The sequence below is a fragment of the Petrotoga mobilis SJ95 genome, from assembly GCF_000018605.1.
GTDB classification, from domain to species: domain Bacteria; phylum Thermotogota; class Thermotogae; order Petrotogales; family Petrotogaceae; genus Petrotoga; species Petrotoga mobilis.
Map to the genome: position 1 here is coordinate 750,436 of NC_010003.1, position 16,682 is coordinate 767,117.

21 protein-coding genes and 2 tRNA genes are annotated in these 16,682 nt (G+C 34.3%); 13 read left to right on the plus strand and 10 right to left on the minus strand.

Annotation, left to right across the window (positions count from 1 at the left end):
- Positions 1–15: 15 nt before the first annotated feature.
- From PMOB_RS03595 to PMOB_RS03615, 5 genes are all read right to left on the minus strand, one after another.
- Entirely contained in the window at positions 16–1,308 is a 1,293-nt protein-coding gene (locus PMOB_RS03595) for a glycosyltransferase family 4 protein (RefSeq protein WP_012208525.1), read from the minus strand.
- Positions 1,309–1,336: 28 nt separating this feature from the next.
- On the minus strand, positions 1,337–2,566 hold the full coding sequence (locus PMOB_RS03600) for a BaiN/RdsA family NAD(P)/FAD-dependent oxidoreductase (protein WP_012208526.1): 1,230 nt from the start codon (positions 2,564–2,566) through the stop codon (positions 1,337–1,339).
- Between the two features lie 36 nt (positions 2,567–2,602).
- Positions 2,603–3,451 carry a methyl-accepting chemotaxis protein gene (locus PMOB_RS03605; protein ID WP_012208527.1) on the minus strand — a complete coding sequence of 283 codons (849 nt, stop codon included), beginning with the start codon at positions 3,449–3,451 and terminating at the stop codon, positions 2,603–2,605.
- Positions 3,448–4,221, minus strand: a complete 774-nt coding sequence (locus tag PMOB_RS03610; RefSeq protein ID WP_012208528.1) for an oxygen-binding di-iron domain-containing protein — start codon at positions 4,219–4,221, stop codon at positions 3,448–3,450. The genes PMOB_RS03605 and PMOB_RS03610 overlap by 4 nt, the downstream gene beginning before the upstream one ends.
- A 103-nt stretch (positions 4,222–4,324) precedes the next feature.
- Positions 4,325–5,419, minus strand: coding sequence for a BMP family lipoprotein (locus PMOB_RS03615; RefSeq protein WP_012208529.1), 1,095 nt, complete (start codon positions 5,417–5,419; stop codon positions 4,325–4,327).
- A 145-nt stretch (positions 5,420–5,564) separates the two neighbouring features.
- Here PMOB_RS03615 and PMOB_RS03620 point away from each other — a divergent pair.
- Positions 5,565–5,636: transfer RNA gene (locus tag PMOB_RS03620), tRNA-Arg, on the plus strand.
- A 5-nt stretch (positions 5,637–5,641) separates the two neighbouring features.
- Here the strand turns inward: PMOB_RS03620 and PMOB_RS03625 are convergent.
- Genes PMOB_RS03625 through PMOB_RS03640 form a run of 4 tightly spaced genes read right to left on the minus strand, consistent with a single transcriptional unit; the run spans position 5,642 to position 7,154 of the window.
- Positions 5,642–5,980: a YraN family protein gene (locus tag PMOB_RS03625; protein WP_012208530.1), complete on the minus strand. Its 339-nt coding sequence runs from the start codon at positions 5,978–5,980 to the stop codon at positions 5,642–5,644.
- A gap of 1 nt (position 5,981) precedes the next feature.
- A complete protein-coding gene (gene gatC, locus PMOB_RS03630; protein WP_012208531.1) occupies positions 5,982–6,284 on the minus strand; it encodes an Asp-tRNA(Asn)/Glu-tRNA(Gln) amidotransferase subunit GatC in 303 nt (100 codons plus the stop codon).
- A 17-nt stretch (positions 6,285–6,301) separates the two neighbouring features.
- On the minus strand, positions 6,302–6,691 hold the full coding sequence (locus tag PMOB_RS03635) for a hypothetical protein (protein ID WP_012208532.1): 390 nt from the start codon (positions 6,689–6,691) through the stop codon (positions 6,302–6,304).
- A gap of 10 nt (positions 6,692–6,701) precedes the next feature.
- Complete coding sequence (locus PMOB_RS03640) at positions 6,702–7,154, minus strand: hypothetical protein (protein ID WP_012208533.1); 453 nt, start codon at positions 7,152–7,154, stop codon at positions 6,702–6,704.
- A 194-nt stretch (positions 7,155–7,348) separates the two neighbouring features.
- On the opposite strand from PMOB_RS03640, the gene PMOB_RS03645 reads away from it, so the two are divergent.
- From PMOB_RS03645 to PMOB_RS03700, 12 genes are all read left to right on the plus strand, one after another.
- Positions 7,349–8,056, plus strand: a complete 708-nt coding sequence (locus PMOB_RS03645; RefSeq protein ID WP_012208534.1) for a hypothetical protein — start codon at positions 7,349–7,351, stop codon at positions 8,054–8,056.
- Positions 8,057–8,076: 20 nt separating this feature from the next.
- Entirely contained in the window at positions 8,077–8,733 is a 657-nt protein-coding gene (locus PMOB_RS03650; RefSeq protein WP_012208535.1) for an N-glycosylase/DNA lyase, read from the plus strand.
- A gap of 108 nt (positions 8,734–8,841) precedes the next feature.
- The gene (locus PMOB_RS03655) at positions 8,842–9,078 is read left to right on the plus strand and encodes an FmdB family zinc ribbon protein (RefSeq protein WP_041534044.1); all 237 of its coding nucleotides are present in this window, start codon (positions 8,842–8,844) and stop codon (positions 9,076–9,078) included.
- 39 nt (positions 9,079–9,117) lie between these two features.
- Positions 9,118–9,193: transfer RNA gene (locus PMOB_RS03660), tRNA-Lys, on the plus strand.
- Positions 9,194–9,389: 196 nt separating this feature from the next.
- Positions 9,390–9,917: a translation initiation factor IF-3 gene (gene infC / locus PMOB_RS03665; RefSeq protein ID WP_012208537.1), complete on the plus strand. Its 528-nt coding sequence runs from the start codon at positions 9,390–9,392 to the stop codon at positions 9,915–9,917.
- Between the two features lie 38 nt (positions 9,918–9,955).
- Positions 9,956–10,153, plus strand: coding sequence for a 50S ribosomal protein L35 (gene rpmI, locus PMOB_RS03670; RefSeq protein WP_041534045.1), 198 nt, complete (start codon positions 9,956–9,958; stop codon positions 10,151–10,153).
- A gap of 45 nt (positions 10,154–10,198) precedes the next feature.
- Positions 10,199–10,564: a 50S ribosomal protein L20 gene (rplT, locus tag PMOB_RS03675; RefSeq protein ID WP_012208539.1), complete on the plus strand. Its 366-nt coding sequence runs from the start codon at positions 10,199–10,201 to the stop codon at positions 10,562–10,564.
- A 190-nt stretch (positions 10,565–10,754) separates the two neighbouring features.
- Positions 10,755–11,360, plus strand: a complete 606-nt coding sequence (gene cysC, locus PMOB_RS03680; protein WP_012208540.1) for an adenylyl-sulfate kinase — start codon at positions 10,755–10,757, stop codon at positions 11,358–11,360.
- A gap of 107 nt (positions 11,361–11,467) precedes the next feature.
- Positions 11,468–12,622, plus strand: coding sequence for a sulfate adenylyltransferase (gene sat / locus PMOB_RS03685; protein ID WP_012208541.1), 1,155 nt, complete (start codon positions 11,468–11,470; stop codon positions 12,620–12,622).
- Between the two features lie 283 nt (positions 12,623–12,905).
- Positions 12,906–13,175, plus strand: coding sequence for a metal-sensing transcriptional repressor (locus PMOB_RS03690; RefSeq protein ID WP_012208542.1), 270 nt, complete (start codon positions 12,906–12,908; stop codon positions 13,173–13,175).
- A 17-nt stretch (positions 13,176–13,192) separates the two neighbouring features.
- Positions 13,193–15,412: a heavy metal translocating P-type ATPase gene (locus PMOB_RS03695; protein WP_012208543.1), complete on the plus strand. Its 2,220-nt coding sequence runs from the start codon at positions 13,193–13,195 to the stop codon at positions 15,410–15,412.
- A gap of 11 nt (positions 15,413–15,423) precedes the next feature.
- Entirely contained in the window at positions 15,424–15,633 is a 210-nt protein-coding gene (locus PMOB_RS03700; RefSeq protein WP_012208544.1) for a heavy-metal-associated domain-containing protein, read from the plus strand.
- 99 nt (positions 15,634–15,732) lie between these two features.
- Here PMOB_RS03700 and PMOB_RS03705 read toward each other — a convergent pair whose 3' ends face one another.
- Entirely contained in the window at positions 15,733–16,677 is a 945-nt protein-coding gene (locus PMOB_RS03705) for a diacylglycerol/lipid kinase family protein (RefSeq protein WP_012208545.1), read from the minus strand.
- Positions 16,678–16,682: the final 5 nt, after the last annotated feature.

Consider the following 16,682-nt stretch of genomic DNA (forward strand, 5'->3'; position numbering starts at 1 on the left):
CCACCAACAAGTTTTTTAACTTTTTCTCCAAAGTTTCATAGGAAAAATGTTTTTTCCCAAGTTCAAAATTCTTCTGGACAATCTGTGAAGCCCTTGGGGATCGAATAGAATTTGAAAAATTTCTTCCTTTGCTTTAATAATTTCGTTTTGGTTGACTCTGTACATACCCCTTTCATATTCAGCTTTACTACCAAGACTGACAACCTCAAAGCCTAAGGGAGCTATGTCTTTTTTGTAAACAGGATATTCGAACATCAACACAGGTGTTTTTGCGAATATCGCTTCCAAAAATTGATTACCAAAACCCTCTAAAATGCTTGGATAGGTTATAAAATCAGCTATTGCATAAAAATCCCATAGAGAGAAAATCTCTTCCTCTTCGTGTCTGATGTCATCGGAAATGGAAAAAGCTAATTTTAGTTCTACATCTTTTTGTGAGGCGTATTCTTTCAACACTTCTACATAGTCAGATTCTTCCGATAAACCAGGTAGTACTAAAAATACGTTCGTGTCTTGAGTTATCTTTTTACCGTTGAAGGTCGTTTTCCCAATGTATTTTTTTAAATCCTTTTTTACTTCTGCTACTGTGTCGATCGCCAATTCTATAGCTTTTCTCCTGACGATTCTAGTTGCTTGTAAAAATATCAGATCTTTTTGAGATATGTTCAACTTGTCGTATATCTTTATGTTGTAATCGTCTATTTCCCACCGCTTTTGATTAAAATCAAATACGTTAGGTATGACGATACTATCCAACCCTTTTTTATTTTTTAACTCTTCTTGCGCTAGCGAATTTATGACAACGTGAGTTATATCTTTTGGAGGAAAATATTCTTCCAAGATCTCTTTGATGTAATCGTTGGTCGGATTTTTGTAAAAATCTCTTTCCCAGTAAAAATCATGGTGGTGACCTATCATTTTAATCCCGTTGTCTTTACAAAACCTGTAAATAGCCACAGCTGCTGCAGGATTGTGGGCTAATGAAAAGATGTTATTCACAATCATTACATCCAAATCCATCATTTCGTATAGTTGATTGTAAATATCTTCTATGTATTTATTCATCTCTTTTTTAAAATAATTCTCGTCCCACTCGTCTAAATTTACAAAAGATTTTTGTTTCAGTATGTTACTCCTTTTGTCCGTATATGCGATGTATGGGATTTTAAATCCGGGTGATGTTCCCATATCTCCGGCGATTAAATACGTTTTTAAATGCATGTTTCTAAGGGCTTGCTTCCATTTAACCATTTCTAAGGAAACACCGTCTGTTTCTCCTACTCTGTAGTGTACTAAACCAATCTCCATTGGATTCACACCCTCCATACTTCTCTTTCTATTTAGAAGAAGCGGAACTTCCTGCTAAGTATCCAGTAGACCAAGACCATTGCAAATTGTATCCGCCACTTTCTCCAGCTACATCCATAACCTCACCTGCAAAAAATAAACCAGGTATAATTGTAGACTCTAAAGTATAAGGGTCTATTTCAGTTGTATTAATTCCCCCTAAAGAAACTTGAGAATCTTTCCAACTTGTCGTTCCCACAACTTCAAAGTTCCAGTCTTTTAACTTATCGGCTAGCATTTCTATATCTTTATCGTTAAAACTGCTAACAGGTGCTTCCAAATCTTTAAATCCTATCTTTGATAAAAAATATCGAATCAATCGTTCATCGATAATACTTACCAGTAGGAGTTTTATAGGTCTTTCAGGCTTTGATCTAATCTTTTTGATTAAAAAATCTACTAAACTTCTGAGCGAATATTGAGGAAAGGGTACAATTTTTAGAAAAAGAGGAGTGTTTTGTTCTAAATACTCATGGACATAATTACTGAGTTCTAATATCGGTATACCAGAAAGGACATCATCTTTTTTGAAAAGTATTTCACCTGTGTAATTTTTGGAAACAATTTCACCGTTTCGATCTATTAGAAATACATCCCCTTCTAACTTTGAACCTGCAACATCCTCAATGATATGTGGCCTTACTTTCAAAGGAACTAAACCTGGACGTAATTCAACAATAGAATGTCCCAAATCTTGGAGAGTGGGAAATATACTTCCGTTGGAACCATATTGAGGAGAGGAGTTTCCACCTGTTGCCACTATTACTTTATCCGATTGGAATACCCTGTGCTGCCCTTTTATGAGAAATTTTTCTCCATCTTTAATTATTTGGTTGACTTGGAAGTTAAGTACAACTTCAACATTGTGCTTTTCTAATTCATATATGAAATTAGTAACAATATCTTTTGATTTTTCTGTGTAGGGGAAAAGTTTGGAACCCTTTTCTTTTATCATTATCCCTAATTCTTCAAAAACACTAAGTGTTTGCACGACGCCAAAAATATCAAGTACTTTTTTCACAAAAGGCGAATTGTTGCTGTAGTAATGGGTTTCATTCATGTCCAAATTTGAGAAGTTCCCTCTCCCGTTACTGCTTGCCAAGAGTTTCTTAGCTAATTTGCCTTTTCTTTCAATTATTCTTACTTTTGCGCCGTTCCATGCTGCAACTGTTGCAGCCATTAATCCAGCAGCTCCTCCACCGATCACGGTAATCAACATAGCACATTTCCCTCTTTTAGAAGATTAGCTTGCTTTTTAAATTTCAATTTCTTTCAATTTATTTTGCATTCGCAATACAGTTTCTAAGACTTTTCCTAATGTATGTATATTGTTCACAAGTTCTTCTATATTTTCTTTTGATGCGAGCAAGTTGTTGGTGTTTTCTTTAAGTTCTTCTTTTCCCGAAACCAAATTTTGAGTTAATTCATCCATGAAGGCTAAATTTCCATTTAACGTAACAAGAGCTGCTTCAATAGAATCGGTTATGGTTGAAAATATTGCTTCTAAGTTGTTTATTATTCCTTTGACTTCTAGTACCTGATTTGATAGGTTAACGATTCTTTCAGAAATTTTATTTGATGCGATGTTAGTTTCTGACGATAATTTTTTAATTTCTTCGGCTACTACTGCAAATCCTCTGCCGGCTTCTTTTGCTCTTGCGGCTTCTATCGAAGCGTTTATCGAAAGTATGTTAGTTTGTTTGGCAACGTTTTTTATAACGTTTGTGAGTTCTTCTATTTCTTGAAAATTATCCATCAAATGCGATACACTTTCTAGTGATTTTTCTACATCTTTTCCTACTTCATCAAAATCCTTCCCAAATTTCTTTAATTTGGAGATGATTTCTTCATTATTAGCAGAAATCCTTTTTTTCTCTTCTTCTCCATTTTCTACTGTTTTTTCAATTACATTTGAAGTGCTCTCTATACTTTCTATGAGTTCAACAAGGGTTTCTCCAACTATATTAGTTGAATCATTAACTCTCTCAAACCTCTCTCCCAATACTTCCTGGAGTTTTTCGATGAAAGAAACGAGAAGATTTTCATGGTACACACTTTTTGCTAATCCTTTTATGGTATCAGTATAATTCTCCTTTTCACTCATTTTGCCCCGACCCTATAGATGGTATCTATTAAATCTATTCCACATTCTAAAGATTCAAACCAATTTAAAAATTCTTTAAATTCAGGCTTTTTATATATTGCCCCATGCTGTGGCACCATCTGTTCAACATCCAACTTTTTAACTGTGTCAACCCATTTTTTGCAGACTTTGTTCGACGCCATATACCTCTTGTGAAATCCTTCTATGTATTTTATATGTTCTGAGAAATTTTCCACAAAAACCTTATCTTTCCCTTCAGGGAAAACAGATACACCTATATCCCCTGAAAAAAGTATTTTAGAAATCGGATCGTAGAGGTTGAAATTTCCCGTTGAATGTAAGAAATGTGCGGGAATTATTTGTAATTCAGCCCCATCTTTAAATTTTATCTTTCCTCCAGAATCTTCTATCAAAACCATCCTGGATTTTTCAAAAACTCCAAAGTGAGGTAAAAATCGCTCCCATAATTTAGATATATAAAACTTAGTTTCCAATATACTGTCCCACAAAGTTATTCCCGATGATACGTCGGGATCTTGATGGGAATAGAACACATGTTTGATCTTACCCAGGTCAAGAAATTCAACGACGCTTGCAAGAACGCGTGGAAATACATGTACTCCTCCTGGATCGAGTAATACACCTTCGTCATTGTGAACAATTAGATACTGATTAGTCGGAATACCTTCAACGCTTTTTCTTTCCGATCCTAAAAAAACGAATTTGTGTTTCCCATTGTCAAACAGGGTTATGATATTTTCGTTATCCATATTATTGTCCTCCTTCTAGAGCAATTTTAATGACTTTTGAAATTTCAAAAGAATATATATAGCGCCCCTTTGCTTCGCTCCCAGCCCCATCTATATGAGTTTATTAAAATGGAAAATTTATATTACTAACATCAAAAGAGCCTAATTCTGCCTCATTTTTGGGAATATTAACTTCTCCGTCTTTCACCAATTTTTCCAAAAAGACTAATTCTGCAACGACTTCATTTGGGACCATTCCTTTCGTATATTTCATGAGGGAGATACCCATACCTTCTTCTTCTATTCCTAGAACGTGATGACCGGAATTGAAATTTCTATCGTACAATGCAGACCTGATCCCTTCGAATGCAGCAACATCAACCTTTTTTCTTGAACTAGTTAAAACATATCCTGGAGCCATATAATCTTGGTCCATATCGTATCCGATTACGAAATATCCTCGTCCTTTTTCAAAGTATTTGTCGATAATTTGATTTAAAGGGGCATTATCAGGTAGGCCATAAAATGATGAACCCACTTCTTTGGCAGCGTCTATAACAGCTGCGGTAGTTACCCCTGTGAAGACAATATCCGCTCCATGATTGTAATGAGAAAGAGCAATTTGTTTAGTTTTGGAGGAATCCGTAAAACTACCAACGTAACCTGTAATTACCGTTACGTTTTCCCCTTTAATTTGATTAAAGGCTTCAACGCCTGCACGATACCCAATTTCGTACCTTTTAACAGGAGGAATTTCTAACCCGCCAATAAAACCCACTTCATTGGTTTTTGTCATGGAAGCCGCCAAATATCCAAGTAAAAATCCACCTTCTTCTTCTTTAAAAGTATAAAGAGCTAAATTAGAAGGAATTACCTGATTAGGAGATGGTTCTATATCTATTCCTATGAAAAATGTATCAGGATACTGCATGGCGAAATTGAATAAAACATCTGCCATCATAAATCCTACCCCTATTACTACATCTCCATTCTGGGCAGCATTTGTAAGATTCGGAACGTAATCAGTCTGTTCTTTTGATATGAGGATTTCTGCTTCAATACCTGGAAGTTGTTCGACAGCCATTTGGACACCAGCCCAGGTACCATCGTTGAAAGATTTATCCCCTAGTCCCCCTGCATCCGTCACCATTATAACCTTTAATCCAAACATGTTCACTACCATGATAACTGCTAACATAAGAACCAAAAGTTTTTTCATGCTTTTAACCCCCAATATAGTATTTTACTGTTTCTACCAACTTTAAAACTTGCTATTGTTCCTTTCAAGTAATTACAACCCTTAGTATCCTTCATCAATTGACAGCTGTCGAATTTTCTGCTATAATAGTTTTTGTCTTTAGTAAGCCCCTGTAGTTCAACGGATAGAACGGTGGATTCCTAATCCGCAAATGAAGGTTCGACTCCTTCCAGGGGCACTTTTTTATAGCCTTTGAGCTGGGTAATAATTTATTACTCCATCGTTGGTGACAGAAATTACATCAATTTGAATTTCATCAAATTCTAGTTTTGGATGGGTAGCTATGAAATAATTACCAACTTTCATTATTTTTTTTAATTTTCTAGAATTCACCCTGAAAGCGGGGTCTCCAAAAGTTTCTTTCCCACCTTTTACTTCTATAAGATGCAATATTTTATTCTTTAAAGCTATAATGTCTATTTCGCCGTGTCTGTAAGAAAAATTCCTTGCAATTATTCGATAATCTCTATTCAAAAAAAAAGAAACCGCTTTGTCTTCGTACACTTTTCCTTTTGTATTCAAATTATTCTTCCTCGTTAACATGTATACCAGGAACTGCGAGAAAACCATCTTTATTTTCTGGAAAGTTGTTTATTATTTTTTTTCTGCTTTCAAAGCTTTCTACTTCGTCTTTTCTTAAAATGGAAGTCGAGAATTCAATGGGAGATACCATCTCTTCAATTCCTTCAACGTCTATTTTGTCTAATATTTTTTGATACTCTAGTAAAGCGTTTAGATCTTTCTTTATCCTTTCTTCTTCACTTGGACTAAGTTCTATATTAGACAGTTTTTTTAACTTCTTTATTAATTCGGTATTTATTTCCATGAGTTAATGCTCCTTTCTTAATTCAAACCTAAAATGAGCTTTACTTTCCCACTTTCTATCTCAAGTTTCTCTATACTTACATTTTTGCTAATAGGGTTCTCGGGGATGTTGATAATAATGGTCTTGTCGTTTAATTTAACAAATTTTGGAAGTTCTTCTTCCTTAATCATTTTTGTGGGGAGATTATGAAAAAACTCATATCTTCCTGTTAACGCTTTTGGATATGTCTTTAATTTTAAATAGTATTTAAACATCAACACCTTGAATCTAATTTCGTTATCACTGAACTCTATATTTGATACGTGATCAAATATTCTTTTCAGAAAGTGAAATTTACTGTTTTCTAAAATTTTTATCAAAAATTCTTTGGCTGCCTCTTCATCTATTTCTATCAATATTTCTTTCATTACTCACCGCCTATTTTTTGAATTCAAGAAGTAATTCAAACTTTCCGTCTTGCAGAATGAATCTAGAAATTTTTAAAGATTTTAACATGGTATCAACAAAAGGATTTATTTTTACTTTATTAAAATCTATCAAAATCTCATAATCTTTGGAAGAAACCGCTTCGCTGAATTCTGAAAGTATATAAAATACACCTTCTAAAATCTTTCTGACACCTTCATCACCACTCAAGGACAAGCGCAACTTTCCGTTTTCTAAATCTTCTGGTTTTTCTAAAATCTTAATCAAAGATTCCACTTTTGAATCTTTCCCCAAAAAATTGACCTCCATTTGAAAACTTATTCCATCTTCCCTCAGCTTTACATTCAAATTTTTTAGGCCTTGCACTTGGGTATTTTCTTCGATAACTTTGTCTATTAAACCGTTTATAAATTCTTCATCAACCTCGATTCTTAAACTTCCCAATTTAATTCCTCCTTCTAACTTTTAATTTTTTTGTACCCTAGAAATCTTTATCACTCTTCACTTCGTTCAAGAGAGTTAAAACCTTTTTAAAATTATACCATAAAATTGATTTTGCCAATCAAAAATATGTGATACAATTAGTTGGTTTAAGATTTTAAAAATACTAATTTAATTATAAAAGGGGTGAATTTGATATGGTAACTCCAGATTTTATCAATACCGAGGCTTTTACAAATCTCTATTTATTGTTAGTTAATTCAGTCTATATTTTGTTCCCTCTATCCCTAATACTTTTACTTTTTTCAAAGATTTCTTTCAAAGTTACTATTTTTCTTTTGGGTGTATATGCATCCTATTCCATAGTGATACCTTATCTTCTCAAAGTCCCCTTAATTAATAATTTTGTTCTAACGTTTGGTGATTACAGCTTTTTTATTTATTTGATATTCAGTTTGATCTTTGGATTTGTATTTTATCATCTAGTTAATGTAGCCTTTGTGGTTGGTGGTTTCCTTTTAGGCGGACTGGTTGGTTACTCAATAGGAACTTTTATAATTTCTTCCAATGGAGAGTGGTTGAATAATCTACCTTTTTCCATTTCTTACATTCCTTGGATAATTTTTGCTATCTTAGGTGTGATCGTTGCGATAATCTTTTCAAAGAATTATCAGTCAATCATCTCAATCATTTCAGTGATATTTGGAAGTTTTATACTATCTTTTTACACCATCTATTTATTGGAAAAACACACATCCATTACCATCGGAAATAATTCTTTGCTAAGTGGATGGGAACAACTAAGCCAGCCTGAGTTTTTTGGAATCTTTATTTCTCTTATAATTTATATGATCTTAGGTTTTTTCTTAATTGTAAGATCCAACAGAAAAAAAGGTAATAATTGACACAATCTTGGAGGAATAAGATGATCCATTCTAACATAACAAATTCTTTAGATATTTTGGTCAATAAAATAGAAGATGTGAAACTTACAATTAAGGATGAAGTTGAAAGAAGGTTTGAAGAGTTTAAGGATATTGGAAAAAATGGCGATGAATTGGACTTATTCAGTGAACTATCTTTTTGTGTATTAACGGCAAATTGGAGGGCAAAGGGTGGCATAAAAGCTCAGAAATTTATCACAAAAGAGGGATTCGCTCACTATAACGAAGAGCAATTAATATCAAAATTAAGAGAAGTTGGACATAGATTCCCAAATACCAGATCACGATATATAGTCGAAAATAGATGGATAATTGGAAGTTTGAAAAACTTACTTCAAAAAGATATTTCAGAAAGCAGAAGGTTTTTAGTCGAAAATATAAAAGGTATAGGCTGGAAAGAAGCCAGCCATTTTTTAAGAAACGTTGGAATAGAAGACGTCGCTATATTAGATAAGCACATACTGAAAATCATGAAGAATTATAATCTCGTGAAAGAAGTCCCCAAACCTTCTTGGACGGAGAAAAAGTATACTGATCTGGAAAATCAACTGAGAGTTTTATCAAAGATGGTTGAAGAACCATTAGGGAAATTAGATCTTTATCTATGGTACATGGAAACGGGCCAAATTGACAAATAAAAAAACTATTAACATATATAACATATTAAATTTCACATAAATTTGATAGCCTACATTATGGTTATTTGTGATTTTTTATCAAAAAATACAAAAGGGGGAAAGATAAAATTGCCTCTATATAGATACAAGTGCAAAAATTGTGGTTATGAGTTCACTATTTTGCATTCTATGAATGAAACACCTGAAGTTAAATGTGAACTATGTGGTTCAAAAGCTGAAAAGATAATTGGTAATGTTGGTATTTCTTTCAAAGGTGAAGGTTTCTATATTACCGACTCAAGAAAATCCAAATCAAAATCTTCTTCATCTACGTCAAGTAAGGAATCAGATCAAGTCGCTTCTTGACAAACAAATTGAGTTAAGGTATAATTAAAAAGTGGTATAGGGCCATTAGCTCAGCTGGTAGAGCGACTGACTCTTAATCAGTAGGTCGTGGGTTCGAACCCCGCATGGCCCACCAGAATTTAATAATATATAAAAGGTAAAGAGGAAGTCGCCCGTAGTTAACTTCCCACCCCGGGGAACAATCAAAACCGTCAGGGGTACGAATTTTGAAAAAAATGACTCTTTGGTTAGGAAAAGAGAGTTATTTGTGTTTAAGAAGAAATGGGTGACGATCCGTCACCCATTTTTTATATGTTAAATAAGGAAGGTGATTGTGTATAAGCGATAAAGTCGCTAAAAATAATGAGATCAAAGCTAGAAAAGTTCTGGTAATAGATCAAGAGGGGAACAAACTCGGAGAGATGCCGACAAAAGAAGCGTTAAAATTAGCCGAACAATCAGGAGTGGATTTGGTTTTAGTAGCCCCTGAAGCTAAACCTCCAGTTGCCAGAATGATGGATTATGGTAAATATATCTACGAAAAAGAGAAAAAGGAAAAATTAGCTAAGAAAAAGCAAAAAAAACAAGTTCTTAAAGAGATGAAATTTAGACTCAGAATCGATGATCATGATTTCAACACCAAATTGAAAAAGATAAGGGAATTTTTAGAAGATGGCTATAAAGTAAGAGCAGTAATTATGTTCTTAGGTAGAGATATACTTTTTAAAGAAAAAGGTAAGGAAATACTTGACAAAGTGGTATCTCAAACGTCGGATATAGCAAAAGTTTCCAGAGGGGCAAAATTATTGGGTAAAGATATGGATATTATTTTAGAGCCAATCAATGAGGAGAAAAAATAAGTAATCTACATATACTCTAAAAATTGGGAGGAATCAAGATGCCTAAATTAAAGACAAAAGGTTCTGCGAAAAAAAGGTTCAAGGTCACAAAAAACGGAAAAATTCTTCGACATAGAAGTAACGTAGGACATAATACGGGTTTCAAAAATAGCAGTCATATGAGAAGGCTTAAAAAAGAGGTAGAAGTACCGAAGGAAATAGTAGATAAAGTTGAAAAATCACTTGGTCTAAAATGATGATTTGAAATCAAACTTAATTTAAGTTAAAGGAGTGTATAGAAGATGAGAATTAAAAGATCTGTTACTTCTCACAAAAAAAAGAAAAAATATATAAAAGCGGCAAAAGGCTACTCGGGAGCAGTAGGTAGACGTTATTCATTGGCAAAACAACAATACTACAAATCCGGAAAATATTCTTATGCAGGTAGAAAAAACAAAAAAAGAGACTACAGAAATCTTTGGATAACAAGAATCAACGCCGCTGCAAGAGCACAAGGATTGAAGTATAATGAGTTAATTCATGGTTTAAAATTGGCTAATGTTGACATAAACAGAAAAATGCTTTCTGAACTTGCCGTAAACGATCCAGATGGATTCAACGAATACGTGAATATTGCTAAGCAATCTCTAGCTGAAAGCGTACAATAACTACAAAAGGGCGAATATACTCGCCCTTATTTTTTTATCTACAGTCACTTTTGCTTTCCTTTTTAACCTAATCCCCGCATATGTTCTAATACCTTAACTTGACTGAGCCCTCTGATTAGAGTATAATCTTCTTGGCAAAGTACTTTTGTTAAGATTTATATTATGGATAAGGCTTTTGGGAGGTATAAAAGTGGAGAGAAAAAAGAGCGAGAATGTAGTATGGCATGCTGGAAAGGTAAAAAAAGAAGACAGAGAAAAACTTTTAGGACAAAAGGGAGTAATCCTTTGGTTTACGGGCTTATCTGGATCTGGAAAATCGACTATAGCACATGATTTGGAAGAAAGATTGTTAAAAATGGGAAAGTTGTCGTATGTTTTGGATGGAGACAACATTAGACACGGTTTAAATGGTGATTTAGGATTCTCCCCAGAAGATAGGGAGGAAAATATTAGAAGGATAGGAGAAGTTGCAAAGTTATTCTCTGATCTTGGGATAATTACAATGACAGCCTTCATTTCCCCATACAAAAAAGACAGGCAGAGGGTAAGAGAGCTAGTAAAAGACGGGGAATTCATAGAGATATACGTGAAATGTCCGCTTGACGAATTGAAAAACAGAGACCCAAAGGGTATGTACGAAAAGGCACTAAAGGGAGAAATAAAAAATTTCACAGGGGTTTCAGCTCCCTACGAAGAGCCTGAGAATCCTGAGTTAATTTTGAACACCGATGTAGAAAGCATAGAAGAATCGGTTGAAAAAGTCATTGAATATTTAAAAAACAACAATATTATCTGATTGCAGCCTTGTGCAAAAATTAAAGTCCTTTTATCCTTAAGGGTGGGGAGCGGGGTGAAAGGGCGCTAAAACAGTTTTATGAATAAAACCTATGGAGGTCTAAAAAAATGATTGAGCCACACGGTGGAAAATTGGTCAACAAAATAGCTACTGAAGAAGAAAAGAATGAATGGTTAAATAAATCGAAAGAGTTGAAAAGTATAAGTGTTACTTATTTTGATCTATCTGAGTTAGAAAACATTGCAACTGGTTTATTCAGCCCTTTAGAAGGGTTTATGACAAAAGAAGATTACGATTCTGTTTTAAACAGCATGAGATTATCTAACGGAACGGTATGGTCTATTCCAATAATTCTATCGGTAAAAAAAGAGATTGCAGACGAATTAAAAGTGGGAGAAGATGTATTGATAAAGAACCAAGAAGATTCAAAAGAGTACGCTATACTACATCTTCAAGAAAAGTTCGAAAGAAGAAAAGAAGAAGAGGCGTTGAAGGTTTACAAAACGCAAGACAAAGCTCATCCTGGGGTGAAGTTTTTATACGAGCAAGGAGAAATAGCATTAGGTGGGGAGATTACCTTACTCAACAGGATAGAGCACGAAAACTTTCAAGAGTTCAGATTCGACCCAAAAGATACAAGAAAGATATTCTCTGAAAAAGGTTGGAAAACGATAGTAGCCTTTCAAACGAGAAATCCCATACACAGGGCACACGAGTATTTGCAGAAGACAGCGCTTGAAATCGTCGATGGTTTGTTCTTAAACCCGTTGGTGGGAAAAACAAAAGATGAAGACATTCCTTCTGATGTGAGGATGAAATCCTACGAAGTTATACTGGACAAGTACTACCCAAAAGAAAGGGTATTTTTAGGGGTATTTCCTGTTAACATGAGATACGCTGGACCAAAAGAAGCGATCTTTCATGCTATATGTAGAAAGAACTATGGATGCACACATTTTATTGTAGGAAGAGACCATGCAGGTGTTGGAGATTACTACGGAACTTACGAAGCTCAAGAGATATTTGACCAGTTTAAACCCGAAGAGATAGGGATAGTACCACTAAAATTTGAACATGCATTTTATTGCACCAAATGTGAAAGCATGGCTACAGCAAAAACATGTCCACACGGAAAAGAAGACCATGTATTCCTCAGTGGGACAAAGGTAAGGGAAATGCTTTCAAAAGGAGAAAAACCACCAAAAGAGTTCACAAGAGCCGAAGTTGCAGAAATACTAATGGAATACTATATGAACAAATGATTTAGTTAATTTTTAGATAAAACATTGGATTGTTGGAAAATATACAAGGCGTCTGCATAAGGCGCCTTTTTTATTTTACAAAACAATACTTAGGCTTTTTACCAAAAAATCAATTTTGTGGGATTATATGACTAACTTCAGAGTTACTTACTCGCAAGTTACTAACTCGTGAGTAAGTAACTAGGTTTACTGTTTTGACAATCCATATTAATTTGATCGTAACAAAAATAGTTTATAATTTTTTTATCCTCCCCTGGTGGGATGGATAAAAGGAGGCGATTTTATGAAACATGAAAAGGCTCTTAGAAAACTTAAAACAGCGCGTGGACAGATTGATGCAGCTATAAAAATGATTGAAGAAGAAAGATACTGTATTGATATATCTAAGCAACTGTTAGCCACAATTTCTCTTTTAAAAAATGCACACTCTGAAATATTGAAAAAACATATAGAAACATGCGTGAAAGACGCAACGTCTTCTAAAGATCCCGAAGAAATCAATGTAAAATTAGAAGAACTTGAAGAGGTTTTTGATTATCTCAAAAAAACTTAGAAAAGGGGGTGTACTATATGAGTGAAGTCAAAGAAAAACCGATAGAATCAACAAATTCTCAAGAAAAATTTGCCGCAAATAATAAAGTATCTTTTAGCGTTCAAGGGATGACATGTGCTACATGTGTAAAAAACGTAGAACGGGCGCTTAAAAAATTAGATGGGGTAAAATATGTCTCAGTCAATTTAGCCACAGAAAAAGCTATAGTAATATCACAAGAAGCAATACCGATGAACGAAATCAAAAAGGCTGTAGCAGATGTTGGATACAAGGTCTCTGAGGAAATGCCCACCGAGGATCTGATAGAAAAAAGATTCAAAGAATCACGCAAAGATATGTATATTTCATTAGCCATTACTATACCTCTTATGGTTGTTATGATTTTAAGTATGAGCGGGGTACATGTTCCTTTTATGCTATTGATTGAGTTAATTGGCGGTGCAGCCACAATCTTCATACCAGGTAGAAAAACTTTAAAAAGTGCCTGGATCGCTTTATCTCATCTTCACACAAATATGGATACATTAGTTTCTCTTGGAGCTATCTCCGCTTGGGCAACAACAATTTTAGCAATTGTAGGATTGAATATTCTTTCTTTTGGTACTATTGCATCTATGCTTATTACCCTGAATCTGGTGGGTAGATACATCGAAGCAAGGATGAAACATAGTGCTTCAAGAGAAATAAAACTCCTTCTATCCATGAAAGTCGACAAAGCTAATGTTATTACTGATGACGGAGTGGTTGAATTACCCATAGAGACCGTCAAAATAGGTGATTTAATACTGGTGAGACAAGGTGAAAAAATACCTTTAGATGGTACTATCGTAGAAGGGCAAGCTTCCATAAACGAGTCTATGATAAGCGGTGAACCATTACCCCTATTAAAAAGCGAGAAGGATCCCGTAGTAAGTGGAACGATAGTTGAATCAGGTCTCTTAAAAATAAAAGTAGAAAAAGTCGGAGAAGACACATTCCTAAATCAAATGATCAAACTTGTAGAAGAAGCTTCATCCTCTAAAGTACCTATTCAAGCTCTGGCTGACAGAATAACTTTGTATTTTATCCCGACGGTTTTTTTGTTAGCTGTCTTAAGTGGTATGATTTGGTTTTTCCAATATGAAACATTCCAACCTTTTTTGATTAACGTTTCAAATGTCATTCCTTGGGTTTTTACAGATGCTGGTCCGCTATCTACGGCAATTTTCTCGTTTGTTGCCACTCTCGTTATAGCGTGCCCATGTGCTCTTGGCTTAGCAACACCTATGGCTCTTGTGGCTGCCAGTTCTGTATCTGCCAAAAAAGGATTGATCATAAAAAATGGAGAAGCCATCCAAACAGCTAAAGATATAGACACAATTCTCATGGACAAAACTGGAACCTTAACTAAAGGGCAACCTTCAGTTATTGAACACAATTTAGATGATGAAACATTTTTGATCATTTCAGAAATAGAGAAAAATTCTACTCACCCATTGGCTAAAGCCATAGTCGAATACGCACATGAGCATATTAAAAATCAGAACGTTGAAATTGAAGAAATAGAGGAAATAACAGGCAAAGGAATCGTTGGGACATACAAAAACAATGAATACTATATAGGTAAACCACGTGATCCAAAACCATATCAAGCATTTATGGAAAACGCAGAGACGGTAATAGAGGTAAGTAAAAATGAAAAAATTGTTGGCTACATAAGAATCGCAGACGAGATTAAAAGTGATGCAGTAGAAGCTATAAAACAATTAAAAGAAATGGGAATGGAACCCATAATGGTAACAGGCGACAACGAAAACACCGCCAGAGCCGTTGCTAAAAAAGTTGGGATTGATAAGGTATTTGCAAATATATCACCCCAAAATAAAGTAGAAATAGTCAGAAAATATCAGATAGAAGGGAAAAAGGTAGGCATGATAGGCGATGGAATAAACGATGCCGCAGCATTAAAATCATCTGATATGGGTATTGCAATAGGTAACGGAACAGATTTGGCAATAGAATCTGCGGATGTAATAATAAGTCAGGGCGAAATTTCAAAAGTTATAGATGCAATAAATATATCAGAAATAACCTTTAAAAAAATCAAACAAAACTTATTCTGGGCTTTCTTCTACAACATTATCGCGATACCTTTGGCAATGATCGGCATCCTTCACCCAGCAATAGCAGAGGTCGCTATGTTATTTAGTTCCATAAACGTGATTTACAATTCAAGCAGAATCACAAAAAAACTATAGGAGGTTAAACAATGAAATATGTATTTGATGTTCCAGATATGTCTTGCGAACATTGCAAGATGAATATTGAAAGGCAATTAAAATCTTCAGGTATTGTGCAAAATTTCAACGTTGATTTAGAAAACAAAAAAGTAGAAGTTGAAACATTGCAAGAACCAGAAAAAATAGAAAACTTACTGGATGAAATAGGTTATCCCCCAAAATTGGTAAGCCAGGAATAATTTTTCAAAAAGCAGGAGCACTTGTTGCTCCTGTTTATATTATTAATTGATTAAATTTTTTTCTTTTACTTTCATATTTATTAGCAGCAAGCAGATCCATTAATGTTCTATTGATAGCCCACTTAAAACCTTAAGTCTTTGAGGGAGAGTTTCAAAATACAAAGGAGAATGGCCCAAAGATTCACCATCCGTTTCTAAATACAGCTTTTCTTTGGATGTAATTTCTATCGATTTTCCTCTAAAGGTTTTCACAGCTTCATGATTTATAAATGAGCCATCATATATTTTCCTTAGATTTGCTAAAATTGTACCAACAGATATCTTATCAACAACGGTTACATCGAAAAGTCCATCATCGTATTTTGCCTTTGGTGTAAACATCATTCCTCCTCCACTGTATCTACAAATCCCAACATTCAAGGTTAAAGCTTGATTTGCATACACCTTTTCTCCATCAATTTTGATTTCAACATAAGGATCCTTGAAGGAAATTAAAGTGCTTAATAAATTTAAAGAATAAGAAAGTTTGCCAAACAATCTTTTTTTACTTTTATTCGCCTTATAGGTGACTTCTGCATCAAAACCCATCCCAGCAACATTCACAAAATATCTTGTTTTTTCAACACCTGTTTGAATATAACTAACCTTACCAACATCTTGTAATATAAAATTGTCTTTACGTAAATTGCTTACCGCCTCTTCATAATTAGCAGGTATACCGACGCTTTTTCCCCAATCGTTACCAGAGCCAGAACCTATAGAACCAATTGATATTTCGATTGGATCTATAATATCCTGCAACATTATTGCGTTAACTATTTCGTTGACCGTTCCATCTCCACCCACAGAAATTAATTTTTTATACCCTTTTTTAATTCCTTCCATTGCCAAATTAAAACCATCGTAAGGCTTTTGGGTAAATAAATAATCAAAGGATATCTTTTTCTTTTCCAAAATAGGATAGATATTTTTTGTCCATACTTTTAGGGCTCTACCTCCACCTGCTACAGGATTGACTATGAACAGTATTTTATCTGGTTCCACAAGGG